Below are 15,400 nucleotides of genomic sequence, written 5' to 3' on the forward strand. Positions count from 1 at the left end.
CGACCCAACGGGACTCGCCACATCGTCCGGCGCGAGCCGTTGTGGCCGGACCCCAGCGCGGCCTCTTCCCCTCACTCCAGTACCGCAACTGGGACTGCTACACCCGCCAACAGGGTGACCCCGTGGACGTCGACGTCACCATGGCGGCCCACGCCCATGTCGCACAGGACATCGCTCGCCTGGAGGTCTCGGGGCGCACACGGTTCCCCTTCTCGCGCTTCAAGGGCAACGCAACCTGGCTCATGACCATGAGAATCGCCACCGACCTCGTGCGGTGGCTCCAGATGCTCCGTCTCGCCGGACACTGGTGAGAGGCCCTGCTCGCCGCCCTCCCCTGGGGCATCTTCCACGCCCCGGGCGTCTCAGGCATCGGGCACGACAGCGCATGGTGCCTATCGTCGAACGCTGGCCCACGACCGCGGTGCTGCTCGACGACTACCGACGTATTGCACTCATCATTTGAGCGTACCCAGCATCCCGCCAGTCGGTACCAGCGTGACGACGCGCATGCCGCCGCAAACAGTCGGCCACATTCGATCCCGACAACTCGTGCAATCGTCGGCGTTGCTACCTCCGACCTAGCGAAATCGCTAGTTTTGTCGCTGACGCCTTCGCCTTGACCGAATCAGGCAACCGCCCAATGGGGGCGTAAAGAGCCTGAAGTAATCTTAGACTTCACGGGAGCTCTTCACCGATAACGCCCGCAGCGATCAGATCTTCGATCTCGTCTTCGGCTAGGCCGATCTCGCGAAGCACCTCACGCGAATGCTGACCAGGCAATGGAGCACCACGCCGCACGGAAGTCGGCGTCGTTTCGAAGGCTATCGGAAATCCCGGAGTCGTCACTGTCCCTTCGGTCTCGTGCTCGTAGGTCACGAAGCTACCGTTCGCGCGCACCTGCGGATCAACAATAAGATCCGCGTACGAATTCACCGGGCCGCCCCAAATATCATTGACGGTGAAAAGCTCCAACAGCTCCTTGACCGTCCGGTTCTTCACCGCCTCGGCGACGAGCTCATTGATCTCGTCACGTCGTCGATGACCGTCGAGCTCATCGTCGAAGTCCTCGAACTGGGGGATGCCGAGCACTTGTCCAAGCAGAGCTAGCGGTGAGAAGGCGATGATCACGTCGCCGTCCTTCGCACGAAAGATGCCGTAGGGGGCTCGGATATAGCAGTGTGCATGCGGCGTCGCGGACCGCTGCTGGGCAATCCCGCCCACCGTAAACACCGTGAGCTCCTGGGCCTGCATCGCGATGATGGCATCAAGCATGTTGACCTTGACAACCTGACCAGTCCCGGTCCGTTCGCGGTGTAGCAAGGCGGCGAGCGCCCCCTCAAAGGCAGAGTAGGCCGTGATCGCGTCAACGACGTACAGCGGCGCGGGCTGAGGTGGGTCCTCCGCCCGACCAGCCGAGAACATAAACCCGGCGAGTCCCTGCAGGAGAAGATCCTGTCCAGGCCGCTGGGCGTAAGGCCCTGATTCCCCATAACCGGAGATCGAAACGTAAACGATGCTCGGGTTGATCGTCCTGACGGCATCGACACCGAGCCCAAGCCGCTCGGCGACGCCGAGGCGGTAGTTCTGGATGAAGACGTCCGAGCTCGCGGCGAGGCGCTTCACGATCTCAAGACCGCGAACGTCCTTCAAGTCAACCGCGAGGCTGCGCTTGTTCCGGTTGAGTGACAGGAACGAAGCATTGATGCGCTTGCCGCGAGCGCCACCCGCTGAAGCGCGACGCTGCCACTCGCCTCCAACCGGCTCCACCTTAATGACGTCGGCACCCAAATCGCCGAGGCGCATCGAAGCGAATGAGCCCGACATTGCAATAGTGAAGTCCAGCACTCGATAGCCGTTGAGTATTCCTTCCATTACGCTTCCTCCCCCGGCAGCGAACTTCTCCTGTAGGTCGATGCGCCGCCTCACACGGCGGGGTCGGGGGGACGACGCTCGATCATCTGGATGTCCTCGATGACGGCGACCGTCTTCTCGTCCTGGTTGAACACGTCGTAGTGGAAGTAGACGAGGCCGAACTGCTCGTTGCGTTCCTTCTTTGCCATGACGGTCGCCTTGATCTTGATGGTGTCGCCGACCAGCACGGGTGCGAGAAAGCGGACTCGATCGTAGCCATAGTGTGCAATCTTCAGGTGGGCAGGGACCAGTGACTTCACGACGAAGCCGTCCACCACACCAACCACGAGCGCCCCCGGCGCGGCGATCCGACCGAACGGGTGCTTGGAGGCGTACACGGCATCTACGTGGGCCGGATGGGTGGCGTCCGTTGCTCCGATGAAAAGGCGAATATCCGCGTCGACTATCGTTCGCCCGGTCGATAGGAATTGATCACCGACGACAAAATCGTCCCAGTAGCCCTGCATAGCACCCCCTCGTTTCACTTCGTCCGAAGCCAAGCACTGGCGCCGCCACCGAACTTGCCGGGGTTCAGGATTCGCTTGGGATCGAGCGCCTGGCTCACCAGCACCAGCAGCCTGGTGGCATCCGAGGCGTAGTCCGACACGTAGCTACTTCGCGCCAGGCCGACACCGTGATGGTGCGAGAGCGTGCCGCCCACGGCCGCGGTCTCATCCATCACGATTCGCCAAACCTCCTCGTGCGCCGTTGACACCTCCACACGCGTCGGCCGCTCGAGGCTGAAGACGAAGTACGTGCCAACGCCATCCGGATACGCATGGGAGAAGTGCGCCCAGGCGCGATCAGCGACGCGATCGAGACGGGACATTATCCTCCGGTAGGTCGCGTGCGCCTTCGACCACGGCAGGCCGACTTCGATCGAGTCAGCCAGGTGCAGCTCGTCACGGTTGCCCTCATAGAGCCATGAGGCGTCGAAGCGCTTCTTGAGCCAAACTTGACCAATGTCCAGTCCGAGGTCCACCGCGCTCCCGATGTATCGCGACGTCGATATCGCTTCGGCGTCCATCGCCGACACAACCATCTCCGTCCCAATGAAGCCGATAATCGCTAGGACTGGATGTTCGATCGGCAGTCCGTAGTCCTCGGCGACCATCCGAGTCTCCACCTCGTCGTAGAGGCGAACCACGGCTGGGCGAAGCCCTCGAGCGACGATCTCCCTGATCGATTCGAGGCCCCGCTCAAGGTCGGGAAAGCCGAAGCTGCGGAGTAGCTGCGCTTCGGGGGTGCGGCTGACGCGAAGCTGCACGCGCGTGATGATCCCGAGCGTGCCTTCGCTGCCAATGAACAGCTCGATGAGGTTCGGTCCTGTCGCCGAGCGAGGCGACGACCTCAGTTGGATCGGGGTGCCGTCGCTGAGCACGATGTCGAGCCCACTCACCAAGCACTCGATTCCCCCGTACCAGCCGCTGTAGGTGCCTGTCGAGCGCGTGGCCACGAGACCCCCGAGCGATGCGAGGTGGAGGGACTGCGGGTAGTGGCCAAGCGTGTAGCCGCGCTCGTTCAACCAGCGCTCGACTTCTCCGGCGGCCGCGCCAGCACCGACGACAACAGTGAGGTCGCGTTCGTTCAGCTCCGGTTCGCCCGCGAGGAGCGACGTGTCGAGTGCGAGGTGCGGCACGGTCGAGATGACGCCCCCCGTGACACCGGATCCGCGACCAAACGTGACGACCGCAATCCCGGCCCGACTTGCTGCCGCCAGGACCGTCGCTACTTCACGGTCGTTGCGCGGATAGACAACGAGCTCAGGACGCGCCCGATGCCGCAGCTCACGCGGCCACTTCGCGAAGCCAGGGAACATGTCGCTGGAGCGGGCCTCGCGCTCAGCGTCCTCGAGGCTAAGGTTCACGCCTGCACGCTCGAGTTCTTTGCGCAGCTGCAGGCTCACCGGCGCCCCCCGTCTTTCAGTGCCACGATTTCGCTCGCGTATCGCACGACAGCCTGAAGATTCGCCGCCTCGGCCACACCCCGGCCGGCGATGTCGAACGCGGTCCCATGGTCGACGGAGAAGCGGAGGAACGGCAGCCCGAGCGTGACGCTCACTGTGCCGTGGAAGTCGACCGCCTTGAGCGGTGCAGACGCTTGATCGTGGTAGAGGCAGAGCACCACATCGAATTGCCCTTGCGCGTTCAAATAGAAGACCGAGTCTGCAGGAACGGGCCCCGTCACGTTGAGTCCGAGCCGGCGAGCCGACTCGACAGCCGGCTCGAGCACGTCGCGTTCCTCGGTCCCGAAGTGTCCCCCCTCGCCGGCGTGCGGGTTGAGGGCAGCAACGGCGATGCGCGGGTCTGGCAGTCCAATCGCCGCACTCACACTCGCAAACCGCTCGATGGCGGTGACGATCGCATCCTTATTCAAGGCCTCGATGACCTCGCGAAGCGATGTGTGACGGGTTAGAAAGAGAGCACGCAGATTGCGCGTCGCGAACAGTGTGGTCGACCACGGAGCGCCGAGAAGGTCTCGCAGCATCTCCGTATGGCCAGCATCACCGTGTCCTGCGAGAAAGAACGCCTGCTTGTTGATCGGTGCGGTGACCAGCGCTTCCGCTTCGCGACGACGACAGATCTCGACAGCGCGTAACAGATACTGCCAGGCAGCCTCACCGGCGCTCGCGTCGAGACGGCCGAATGGAATCGTACTGACATCAGGCCACGTATCATCGTCGATAACTGGGATCCGGCGATCCGAATCGACCCCAACGGCGACCAACTCGGTCTCCTGGACCCGCCAAACATTGAGTTCGAGCTTGCAGATGGACGCAGCGCGCCGCAGTCGCTCATAAGAACCGACAACCACGGGTCGGACCCCAAGCTCATGCGGCCAGTTCGCGAGTGTCTTCGCCGTGATCTCGGGACCGATACCGGCGGGGTCGCCCAAGGTCAGGACGAGGCGCTTGATCACGGCACAACACTCCCTCCTCGTTGGCGAGCCGCGTCGAGCGCCCGAAGCATGCTCAGCGCGTGCAGCAGCCACTCCGGGCGCCCCACTCCACCGGACTTGACGACTACGAGCAGAGATTGGCGACCGGGACGGGAGACACAAAGAATAGGGATCGTCGGCCACGGCTCGGCGATGACCGACGCCGATACGCTCCCCAGACGCGCGGCGACCGAGGAGGCGAGATCTCCACCAACAAGGACAATAGCACCCGGATTCGCTTCGCAGAGAACGACCTTAAGTGCCTCGGCGGCGGCACGTGCCGGCTCGGGCTCCGTCATCGTTGGCTGATCGGCCAGGCGGACGAGAGCATCGCGTCCCGCGGTGAGTTTGTCGATCACCTGCCGACGCCCGTCGACCGTGACGAATTGCTCCCACGGCTTGACCGTGAAAATCCCAGTGCTCTCGAGCAGGTCGGCCTGAGCGCATGAAGCTGCCTCGGTGCTTCCAACGACGACGAGCGTGGGCGCCGGCCTCGGTTCGCGTCCCTCCGATTCGTTTAAACGAATGATCCTCGCCTCGCACAGCGCAGCTGCCATTCCGTACGATCCGACAACGAAGAACGACTGCGTGATCGCCACGGCGGTGAGAAGCCGTGCGATGCGGCGAAGATCGCCGACGGAAGACGCGTCGAACAACACGGAATTGCCGGCATCGAGCAGCTTCGAGAGCGCTGCGGCATCGCTGTCAGTAGGCCTGAGCAGCTCGCAGTCGTTCAACCAGCTGCGGGCCGCCGACCCGAACGAATCCTGACGTTCGCCAATCCGCCGCAGTTGCGTACCCGCGACCGTCTCGATCCCAAGTGCCGGGGCGGCTGGCACGATCACGGCCGGCAGCTGCAGGTCCCGGCGCACCACGTCGATCTCAGCGGCAATGTGGCCCCGGAGCCGGCTGTCGATCCGCTTGTACCAGAAACACTCACCGTGGACGTTGTCGGCACCCAAGGCGGCGATGACCGAGGAGATCCTCCTGCGAGCCTCGTCGACGCTCTCCATGCGAGACGCGGTGTCGACGACCACCGCCGTCGCACCGCGGCTCCCCTCAACAACGGCGCGCCACGAGAGCAGCTCGACACGGGTCTGCGGCAGTGCGCGCGAAATCTCGCCGGCGCAGGCTGCCGCGCCGGTCATGTCGTCGCTCAGGGCGACGAACCTCGTCCATGCCAGTGTTGGCGTCATCGTGGGAGTTCCCCGGCCGGTGCTGCTCGCTTAGATCTGCGTCCTCACGTGACCCTCCCGACCGCTCAGCGCTGCCACGACGAGGATGAACGCACCGAGGAGTGACTCCTGGAGGTTCGGACCGATGCCGATGCCGATGAGAAGCGTCGAGATCTCGATCACGAGCAACGTCCCAGCGACCGTGCGGAGCGCGCCTCCCGCCCCGCCGAGCAGCGACGTGCCCCCGATCACAACCGCAGTGATCGTCGTGAACAAATAGGGGCTGCCCACGCCGAAGTTCGCTCCGCCAGAGAACCCGGTCAGGAGCACACCCGCCGCCTCGCCGGAGAGTGCACTGAAGATGAACGCCACGATCCACGTCGTACGTCGCCGCGCCATTCCGAGCACCGCGGCCGCCTCGGAGCTGCCGAGGGCGAAGATGTGGCGTCCGATGACCCCTCGCCGCTCGATGGCCCACTCCAGGACCACCCAACCCAGCCAGACAAACACGACCGGCGCCAGCTGGACGACACCGAGATTCATTTGCGGGCTCGTAAGGGTGGCGAGCCACGGAGGTGACGCCCCAGCCCCCATCCCGCCGTGAGTCCAGATCAGGACGGCGCCTTGCACTGCGAACGCAGTACCTAAGCTGACGACGAGCGGGTGCACGCGGGCAACGGCGCTAATCCCACCGTTGATGAGGCCGATCGCGACACCGAATCCAAGCAGTAGCAGCAAGATCGTCGCCATCGAGTCGTGGCTGGCGTAGAGGATAGAGGTGACCACCTCACCGAGGCCGATGGTGCTTGCCATCGATAGGTCGATCCCGCCAAGCAGGATCACCGTCGTTTGTCCAGCGGCCGCCACGCCGAGAAACGCACTCAGAGCAAGCTGAGACCCAATACTGTTTGGCGAGGCGAACCCGGATATCGTAGCGAGCCCGATCAGATAGAGCGCGATGATCGCGATCCACGGGCCAAAGCGCGTCGCCCATCGGGGAAATTCTTGTGCGACCTTCGTCTTTGGAAGCCCACGACTCGCAGGGTGCGCCGTGATTGACATAATTGTTCTCCGTCAGGACCGCGCGGAGGCAAGCGTGCTGGTGGTGGCCTGACTGCGCTCCAGGGGTCGTCGAGCTGTACCGATGCGTACCGTAACGACGCGGTTCAACGTCACGACAGCGATGAGGATCAACCCGTAGACCAGGTTCACGTAGAACACCTGCAGGTTCAGGAGGGACAGGACATTCTGAATCAGGTAAATGTCCAGGGCGCCGATTACACTGCCGAACATGCCACCTCGCCCGCCTGCGAGACTCGTCCCCCCGAGCGCGACGGCAGCGATCGCCACCAACGTGTACGAGGGTCCGATCGAGGCGTCGCCTCCGCTGATCAGCGACGTCAGTACCAGGCCCGCCAGACCGGCGAACACGCCGCCGATTCCGTAGGCGACAATGCGAACCCGAGCGACGGAGGTACCAGCGGAGTAGGCGCCGCGGTCGTCTTGTCCGACGGCGAGAAGCAGGCGATGGTAGCGGAGACGCGTGACTCCGAACCAGGCCAGCCAGGCGAGCACAAGGACCACAGCGGAGCTCGGAATGCCAGCCCAGCTGCCGCCGAGGTTCAGTCCCGGTGGCAGCGTGCCCCCGTTGTTCGGCACGTACTGCTGTCCGAGCCCCGTGAGCACAAGATAGGTACCGAGCGTGGCGACAATCGGCTGGATCCGCACGCCCGCGATAATCCAACCGTTGACCACGCCGACGACGAAGCCCGCAGCGAGCGCAGTCGGCACGATCACCCAGAGCGTGCCGAACCAACCGTGGTTTAGGTAACCGGCGAGCAGGACGGTGACGAAGCCTGCGAGCGGGCCGAGCGAGAGGTCGATCCCGCCGCGCCCCGAAAGTACGGCTGGCGTCATTCCCATCGCCACGAGCACGAGTGGAGCGAGGGCCTGGACGGTACTGGCGAGATTGCCTGGCTTCACGAGCGCGGGATCGAGTGCCACGTTCGCGATGAGCATGCCGACGAACACGACCGTGCCAAACCCCGCGTAACTGGTGCGGCGGAGCAGATTCCCCAGGTAACCGAGCGCTACCACGTCGTCACCTCGGTCCCCCTATCAATGTGCAGCTCGCCGAACATCGCAGCGAGGATGCTCGCCTCGTTAATCGCCTGTTCTCCTGCTGGCAGGTCTGCCGCCACAGCGCCATTGCGCATTACGACGACGCGGTCGCACAAGGCGACCAGTTCGGCGAGCTCAGTGGACACGAGCAAGACCAGGACACCGGCAGTCGCCAGGTCCCGCAAGGATTGGTAGAAGTCGAGCTTCGTGGCGTGGTCGACGCCGCGGGTCGGGTCGTCGAGGATAACGACCCTCGGCTCAGCCGCAAGCCAGCGCGCCAGAATGACCTTTTGCTGGTTCCCGCCGCTGAGCGAGTCAATCGAGGCACCACTTGAGCTTGCTCGGATCTGCAGTTCGTCTCTGAAGCGCGCAAAGGCGCGCCGAGCCTTCCCGGGTCGGATGACGCCATACTTCGAGAACTTCTTGCTCCACATTGGCAGAGCGAAGTTGTCCAGAACAGACTGGCCCGGAAGGATCCCTTCCCTCTTGCGATCCCGGGGAACATAGACAACCCCATGGCGCACCGCCTCGCTCACACCGGCGATTCTCACCAAGGTGCTGGACGGCTCGAACGCCAGCTGAACGGTGCCACTATGGTTCTCCATCCCGGCAAGCACCTTCAGCAAGCGAGACTGCCCGTGGCCATCCAGTCCAGCAAGACCAACAATCGTGCCGCTTTCAAATTCAAGCTCCACTGGGACAGCCTCTGCAGCAAGCACAACTCCGGACACGACGAGCCTAAATTCATCCGCCTGGCGCCTCCTGACCGAAGCAATTCGGCCCACCATCGCTTGAGAGGACCGGTCAGCCGCGCCAACCGCGTCTTCCCGCCCCGGCCCCCTCTCCCGACGACCGCTGCTCATCAGCTCGAGCAACACGTCGGTCGAGAGGTCGTCACCCTCTACCTCTCCCACCAGCTCGCCGTTGCGAAGCACGATCGCCGCATCACTTACGCCAGTCACCTCGCTCATCCGGTGCGAGACGAAGATGACGATCCGCCCACGATCGGCGAGCTCCCGGCAGATGGAAAGCAACCTGGCCGCCTCGTCCCGATCGAGTGCGGAAGTCGACTCGTCGAAAACGAAGCAACGGTCCCGTTCTCGCCGAAGGAGCGCCCGCGCGACTGCAACGACCTGCTGAAGGCCGAGGTCGAGCGTTCCAACTGGCTGATCGAGATCGGGCGGGTCGGAAGCGAGGGCTGCGATCGCTTCTTCGGCCCTATCCCGCTCGAGACGAGAATATCGAGATGGTCGAAGCCAGCGCCGTTCCCAGAGGTATACGTTATCGAGCACGCTCAAGTCCGGCGCCAGCAGGAGCTCCTGATAGACAACGCTAATGCCACTGTCGAGGGCAGTCTGCGGTCGGAAGGGACGCAAGCTCCTGCCGCCGAGTACAATTTCGCCTCGGTCCGGAACCACGACGCCGCCGAGCGTTTTCGTGAGGGTGCTCTTGCCAGACCCGTTCTCGCCAACGAGTGCGTAGATACGGCCCGCGTGCAAAGTGCAGGATAGTCCGTTAAGCGCTACATTCGCCCCGAAGCGCTTTGACACGCCTCGGAACTCGAGCTCATAATCCTCGGTCTTTCCTGCCTGTCCGGTCATCTACTTTGTGATCTTCCTCGCCGCATAGGTGATCCTTTCGCGGCGTTACGTCACAGCTCGGTCATGGCCGGGCACGACGTGCCCGGCCATGACCGACTTCAATACCTCATCACCAGCTACTTACCGGAGTCGGGGCTGGTGCGTCACCCGGAGATTCCCCTCCCCTTTCCGTCGTACGGGACCGTCGGACCGGGATTGGTGAAGTACGGGTACAGGTCCTTCATCGGGAGGATACCCGGCGGCTCAGGGTAATTCGTGGAGCTCACTGTCAGTGATCGGTTCCACCACTTGTTGAGGTTGGCGCTCGTGATCCGCGGAGGCGTGAAGTAGATCGTGATGTTCTTCGGGTGCTTGCCCTCGAGGATCATGATCATCACACGGAAGGCCTCCCGCATTGACGCCCGAGGCGGCTCGGCGAGGCCGATGAAGTTGGGATGCTGGCCCTTCTGCAGGAGTTCGTGCCACACGGCGAGGAAGCCACCCGCACCGACGTCGCCCATGGCTGGGATCGGCCGGTGCTCCTGCAGGAACGCCTGCAGGATTCCCGAAGCCATGCCACCCTCCTGGTAGACGGCATCAATCCTCCCCGGGTGGGTCGAGAGGAACTGAAGAACCTGCTGCTTCGCGATGCTGTCGGTCACCTGACCGGTTACGGTTCCGACAACGTGGAAGTTCTTGTGCGTCTTCAAGAATGCAGCGAGTGCCGTCTGGTAGTCGACCGACAGCGTTTCGCCGGGAATCCCGATGACGTCGAGCAGGTTCACCTGGCCGTGCAGCTTCTGTGCATAGAAGTTCAAATACTGCATCCCAATTTCGTAGAAGTTCTCGTCGTAGTTCTCTCCGTAGGGCGTCGTCTGCGGACCCTGGTCGACAACGACTGGGATACCCGCGTCGTACGCACGCTTAATCACGCTGTCAAGTGCCGATGTGCCGTTCGGAATCGTAAGGATCGCGCTGCAGTGGTCGGCGGTGATCATGTCGTTAAACTGCGATATGGCAGTGGCTGTCACGAGATTGGAGTTCGTCACGAACGATCTGGCGACAAGCCCCGCCTTCTTATACTCAGCAACCATCTGGTTCCACGCGGCGAGCGTGTTGGCGCGCCACGAGTTGCCGAGATAGGAGTTCTGGAAACAGACCGTCCAGGGCGGCTTCGTTGGCTTCCAGTCACGATACGCGCTCGGGCCAAGCAGGTCGACTGCATGCGGGTACAGCTGGGCGATGGGCGCCGGAAGGCCTTTCGTATAGTTTTTCACCGGCGAAGTCGGCAACTGACCCTGCCTGCCGCTGGCAGCGGCGTGCGGTGCAGCTCCCGCAGCAATGAGCCCCACGAACAGTAACGTCGCTGACGCCGCTCCGGAGAGCGTCAACTGTGCCCTTCTGCGAAGGCAATTCATTCTTTGCTCCTTCCCCCTCATGGTTTTCCCGCCGGCACCGAGTCGGATGCCGAGAGGCCTTGCGTCTCCGTGTTCTGGCGTCCTCGCCGGTTCAAGCGCCGATCACCCCCCGGAACATAGCCATGCCGGTGACTCCCGGACGACAACGCAGCAGCCGCCCGAAAAATACTGCCTCCTGAGTTACTCCAGCCTGGGACCCTAAGTCCGTGAGGAACAGATCGCCACCTTCGAAGACGCAGTTCGACAACGTCGTACCGCCGAGATCGACAAGTTCGACCCGTGAGCCGTCGGGGCTTAGTATGTGAAATCCACCCGATGACAGTGTCGCAATGTAGAGGTCACCATTTTCGGCGATGGCCAAGCCGTCGGGCACATGGCGCTCGTCGGCAAATTGGTGCACCTCCTCAATATCGCCGTTCGGGTGCCAGCGCCGCACCCGACGCGTGTAGGACTCCACCCACACCATGCTCCCGTCCGGTTCGGCCGCTATCCCGTTCGGGTATGCTTTTCCAACGCTGGCAATCACTTCGACTGCGCCATCCGGAGATACGGCATAGACGTAGCCATCGTCAGGACGCGCTTCCGCATCCCAGATACCCGGATCCGTGAAATAGAGTCTCCCATCGGCTGCGAATACCAGGTCGTTCGGCATGTTCAATGGATGACCGGCTACCGATGAGACAACGGTCTCGACAGTACCGTTGGGCCACACCTTCTGGATTGAGCCTGGTCCAAAATCCGACGATCGATACGGCCCGATCGCGCCACCATTGTTGGCGACGTACACGCAGCCATCGGCGCCAAGCACGGCACCGTTCGGTGCACCGCCAAGCTTGGCGTAGACGCCACGACCGCCTGATGGGCTCCAGACGCCCAGTCGACCTTCATATCCCTCACAGAAGGTGCACCTGCCATCGGGCAATACGACCGGTCCCTCGGCGTGCCCGATCCCTTCAACCAGTATTTCGATGTCCATGTTCACCCCCGTTCGCCCCACCTCGTCCGGAATGCGGCTGTGCGGATTGGTGCTTCCCTCGCAGGTGAGGCGGCAGGCTCGCAGACACGTCGTGCGCGCCGCGAATGACGACGCGTTCCATTGCGGAGAGGGCTACGGCAGTCTGCACACAACTCAGCCAAGTTCGAGATCCTTGTCGACTAGATCGGCGCGCTCGGCGAGTACCCGACATGCCGCAACAGCCGCGTCACACCGGCCTGACAGAGGGTGATCAGCTCGCTCTGGAACTGCTGCCACGTCGCCGATGCCGTGACCGACTGTCTGGGCGGAACAACGGGCGGTGGTCGGCCAGCCAGCCAGTGGTTGGCAGCAGGATCCGGCGTGGCCCGCAGGCGGCCGCCGCGCGCTTGCTCATCGCGCCCCGTTGGTGAGTCCCTGAAACCGCCGTCCCCCCGATCTGATGCAGCCACCCGGCGTGACACTCGGCCGAGCGCGCTCCCTGCCCGCACCTCTTGCGTTGCCGGTGGTGCTCGCCTCGTTCACGCAGGTGGCATTGCCCTTGCCCAACGCGGAACCCCCCCTTCCCGAGCAGCCCGGTAGCAATTCTACAGTCCGCTGTGTATTGTGTCAAGAGCGCCCACGAGGAGAGGGAACAGCATCGCAGTTGACTCCAGCCAGGGGTGGCGATCCCAGGTGCCGGGTGTTATGCCGAGGCCCTTCTGAGGATCGGCGATCACGCGTTCGGAGGAAACGGGGAACTCATGGCTGATGGGACGTCGCAGGAGGCCATGTCGCACCTTCTGCTGCTGAAGAACGGGCTCGTGCTGCAACAGCTTGCCGCTCGGCTGATCGCGATCGAGCCGGGAGGCAGGCTCAACACCGTCGCGGATTACGCTCGTGAAACCAAGGCGGGTCAGGGCACGGTGCAAAAGGCGCTCCGAACACTCGAACAGATCGGCGCAATACGGGTGCAGCCGCGCGGGCACCTCGGGGCCTTCCTCATCGAGAGCAACATCGCGGAGCTCTGGCGAGCGACTGGCAGGAGTTACGTGCGAGGGCTCTGCCCCCTGCCAGACTCGCCCGAACTCGAAGGGTTTGCCACCGGCGTCGTCGAGTGCTTCGAGAGCGTCGGCCTCAGATTGCACCTCAGCTTCCTACCGGGCTCCGCGCGGCGGCTCGATGAACTTCTCGGCGGGAGTGTCGACTTCGCCGCGTGCTCGCTCGCGGCAGCGAGAACGGCCTCCAGCAATGATGCAAAGTTTGAGATCGTCTACCGGGGATCGCCTGGGACCTACTACGCGGCCGACTCCCTCCGGCTGCTGAGCAAACGTCCGCTACCCGCACGCCGCGCGCTGCGAGTGGGCATCGACCGTAGCTCCTACGACCATGTGCTGCTCACTCAGGCTTGGCTGTCGACGGACCGGACGTCTCGACGAACTGAGCTCTGCGACATCTCCTACCACCTTATTCCTGACCTCGTAATGCGCGGGGCAATCGACATTGCGGTCTGGCACCAGACCAATCGTCGGCTCCAGGGGTCGCTCGAAGAGGTCGAGTTGATCCGCCCGGAGTCGGTCATCGCTGAGGACACGTGGAAGGACGTATCCTCACTGGCCCTCATTGCCCGGAGCGATGATCTAGCTGTTCATGCCGTTTTTCGCCGGCTCGTCGACGCCGACCGTGTTGAAGCAGTAGAGAGCGAGGTCATTCGCGGTGTCCGGATCCCGCGCTACTGACCGGACTTCAGGATTGGAATTCTGCAGCATGTGAATACGCGTACGGGCCGAAAGGAGAGACTACTCGGGTTCCTCCAGCTCTCGCGCCGCTGAAGTGGGTCCACGAGCGCCCGAAGGGCTATCGTAACGACCCTCGGCGCCGGTGGTCGCTGCAGGGCGCCAGCCTCCACGAAATGGGCTTCAGCCCTGGCCCACGCTTCCTCTCGCGAGTCTTGTGACACTTTCGTGGGCGCGTGTTGAAGTATTGGCGTCCCCTGGAGAGCCTGTTGCGTGAACGGCAACCGGACGCCGCGGTGAGACGGGCGCTGGCAGCGCTCTCGACCGGCGCCGCCTGACAGGGGCTGCCGACGGGTGAACTGCGGCCGGCAGGGAGTTCGGGCCCTCCGGTCAGCAGTTCGCTGCGGTGGCCATCTGGCTGTCGGGCGCTGCCTCTGCGTCACGAAGCGCGCCGGTAGAGCTTCACGAGGTTGTGGGTCCCGCGGACGAGCTTCCACTCGGAGGCGGCAGCGTCCTTGCCTCGTCGCATGAAGCGGCGGACGTGGCGTCCGTCCTTGATCTGTCCGAAGACGGGTTGGATGATCTCTGGCGCTTCCGGTAGAGGGCGCGGCCGGCCTCGTCGGTCACCTTGGGGTCCATCTGCTCGACGAGCGCGGCGTCCTTCCGGAGCCGCCCGCGCCGTCCGGTGCGCGGGGTCTCGTGCTCCTTCATGTTGCGCGTGGCGACGGAGGCGTCGGGGCCCTCTCGTCCAAGGCGGCGAGGTTCTCCTCGGAGCAGTACCCGGCGTCGGCCAGGAGCGTGCCGGGTTGGTCGTCGATACCAGCCTCAGCGAGCGAGGTCCTCGTCGCCTCGATCATCGGGTGGAGCTGGCCCATGTCGTTGTGCTCGTCGGTCACCGAGGCCGCGACGATCACCTGGTCTTCGTGCGCGACCGCCTGGGCGGCGTAGCCCTTGGAGGAAGCCCTTGGCGGTCGACAGCACCTTGGAGTCGGGATCGGTCGTGTTGACCTTCTTCTCCTGCGCCCCGGCCTTGTCCTTCGGTGCCTCTCATGCGCCTTGCGCTCGGCTGTTCGTTCCTTGTCGAGGAGCTCCTTCGCGGCCTTGAAGCGACGGCGACGATCCGCTCGCCCTCTGAGGGTGGCCGGCGGCTCGTCACCTCTGGCGTCTCCGAACTGCGCGTCCTCGGCCGCGTCGGTCGCTTCGGCATCGGCGAACGTCTTGTCGACTTCTTCGTCGATGGTGTCCTTCGCGCGGTTGGCCGACTTCGAGGCGTTGGCGGCCATCTTGGTTCCGTCGAGCGCGACCAGACCGACAGTCGTCATCCCCGCCTCGGCGCACAGGCGAAGCGACGCGGTGAAGATGGACCGGTGGCGTCAGGTCCTTGGTGTAAATGCGCAACGGGCGTAGGTTCCTTCGAGCCGTTCGAAAACACGAAGGAGGACCCACGCCCGTGGCACCACGAGTATCGCCCACCGAGACCATCCGCGCCGAGATCCACGCCGCCTTCGACGGTGAGGGTGACCTGCTCTCCGCGATCGAGCAGGTCGCACGCCTGTCGGTGCGCCTCACG

General features: G+C 63.7%; 13 protein-coding genes. 2 read left to right on the forward strand and 11 right to left on the reverse strand.

All coding sequences use genetic code 11. The features are described from left to right. Positions 1-122: 122 nt before the first annotated feature. Positions 123-311 carry a hypothetical protein gene (locus VKV23_09060; protein HLI16183.1) on the forward strand — a complete coding sequence of 63 codons (189 nt, stop codon included), beginning with the start codon at positions 123-125 and terminating at the stop codon, positions 309-311. Between the two features lie 364 nt (positions 312-675). Here VKV23_09060 and VKV23_09065 read toward each other — a convergent pair whose 3' ends face one another. From VKV23_09065 to VKV23_09110, 10 genes are all read right to left on the reverse strand, one after another. Beyond that, positions 676-1,872: a CaiB/BaiF CoA-transferase family protein gene (locus VKV23_09065; GenBank protein HLI16184.1), complete on the reverse strand. Its 1,197-nt coding sequence runs from the start codon at positions 1,870-1,872 to the stop codon at positions 676-678. Between the two features lie 50 nt (positions 1,873-1,922). After that, positions 1,923-2,378, reverse strand: a complete 456-nt coding sequence (locus VKV23_09070) for a MaoC/PaaZ C-terminal domain-containing protein (GenBank protein ID HLI16185.1) — start codon at positions 2,376-2,378, stop codon at positions 1,923-1,925. A gap of 14 nt (positions 2,379-2,392) precedes the next feature. Then, a complete protein-coding gene (locus VKV23_09075) occupies positions 2,393-3,817 on the reverse strand; it encodes an FAD-binding oxidoreductase (GenBank protein HLI16186.1) in 1,425 nt (474 codons plus the stop codon). Further along, complete coding sequence (pdxA, locus tag VKV23_09080) at positions 3,814-4,830, reverse strand: 4-hydroxythreonine-4-phosphate dehydrogenase PdxA (protein HLI16187.1); 1,017 nt, start codon at positions 4,828-4,830, stop codon at positions 3,814-3,816. The genes VKV23_09075 and pdxA overlap by 4 nt, the downstream gene beginning before the upstream one ends. Then, positions 4,827-6,044: a four-carbon acid sugar kinase family protein gene (locus VKV23_09085; protein HLI16188.1), complete on the reverse strand. Its 1,218-nt coding sequence runs from the start codon at positions 6,042-6,044 to the stop codon at positions 4,827-4,829. Before VKV23_09085 ends, pdxA begins: the two co-directional genes overlap by 4 nt. A gap of 30 nt (positions 6,045-6,074) precedes the next feature. Next, a complete protein-coding gene (locus VKV23_09090) occupies positions 6,075-7,085 on the reverse strand; it encodes an ABC transporter permease (protein HLI16189.1) in 1,011 nt (336 codons plus the stop codon). Positions 7,086-7,097: 12 nt separating this feature from the next. Beyond that, complete coding sequence (locus VKV23_09095) at positions 7,098-8,120, reverse strand: ABC transporter permease (GenBank protein ID HLI16190.1); 1,023 nt, start codon at positions 8,118-8,120, stop codon at positions 7,098-7,100. Then, a complete protein-coding gene (locus VKV23_09100; GenBank protein HLI16191.1) occupies positions 8,114-9,745 on the reverse strand; it encodes a sugar ABC transporter ATP-binding protein in 1,632 nt (543 codons plus the stop codon). The genes VKV23_09095 and VKV23_09100 overlap by 7 nt, the downstream gene beginning before the upstream one ends. Before the next feature lie 143 nt (positions 9,746-9,888). Further along, positions 9,889-11,001: a substrate-binding domain-containing protein gene (locus tag VKV23_09105; GenBank protein ID HLI16192.1), complete on the reverse strand. Its 1,113-nt coding sequence runs from the start codon at positions 10,999-11,001 to the stop codon at positions 9,889-9,891. Positions 11,002-11,233: 232 nt separating this feature from the next. Next, positions 11,234-12,118 carry an SMP-30/gluconolactonase/LRE family protein gene (locus VKV23_09110; protein ID HLI16193.1) on the reverse strand — a complete coding sequence of 295 codons (885 nt, stop codon included), beginning with the start codon at positions 12,116-12,118 and terminating at the stop codon, positions 11,234-11,236. A gap of 659 nt (positions 12,119-12,777) precedes the next feature. On the opposite strand from VKV23_09110, the gene VKV23_09115 reads away from it, so the two are divergent. Next, positions 12,778-13,833, forward strand: a complete 1,056-nt coding sequence (locus VKV23_09115; protein HLI16194.1) for a YhfZ family protein — start codon at positions 12,778-12,780, stop codon at positions 13,831-13,833. A gap of 704 nt (positions 13,834-14,537) precedes the next feature. Here VKV23_09115 and VKV23_09120 read toward each other — a convergent pair. Next, a complete protein-coding gene (locus tag VKV23_09120; protein HLI16195.1) occupies positions 14,538-15,152 on the reverse strand; it encodes a hypothetical protein in 615 nt (204 codons plus the stop codon). Positions 15,153-15,400 lie beyond the last annotated feature (248 nt).

This window comes from Acidimicrobiales bacterium (genome assembly GCA_035294085.1).
GTDB lineage: Bacteria > Actinomycetota > Acidimicrobiia > Acidimicrobiales > Bog-793 > DATGLP01.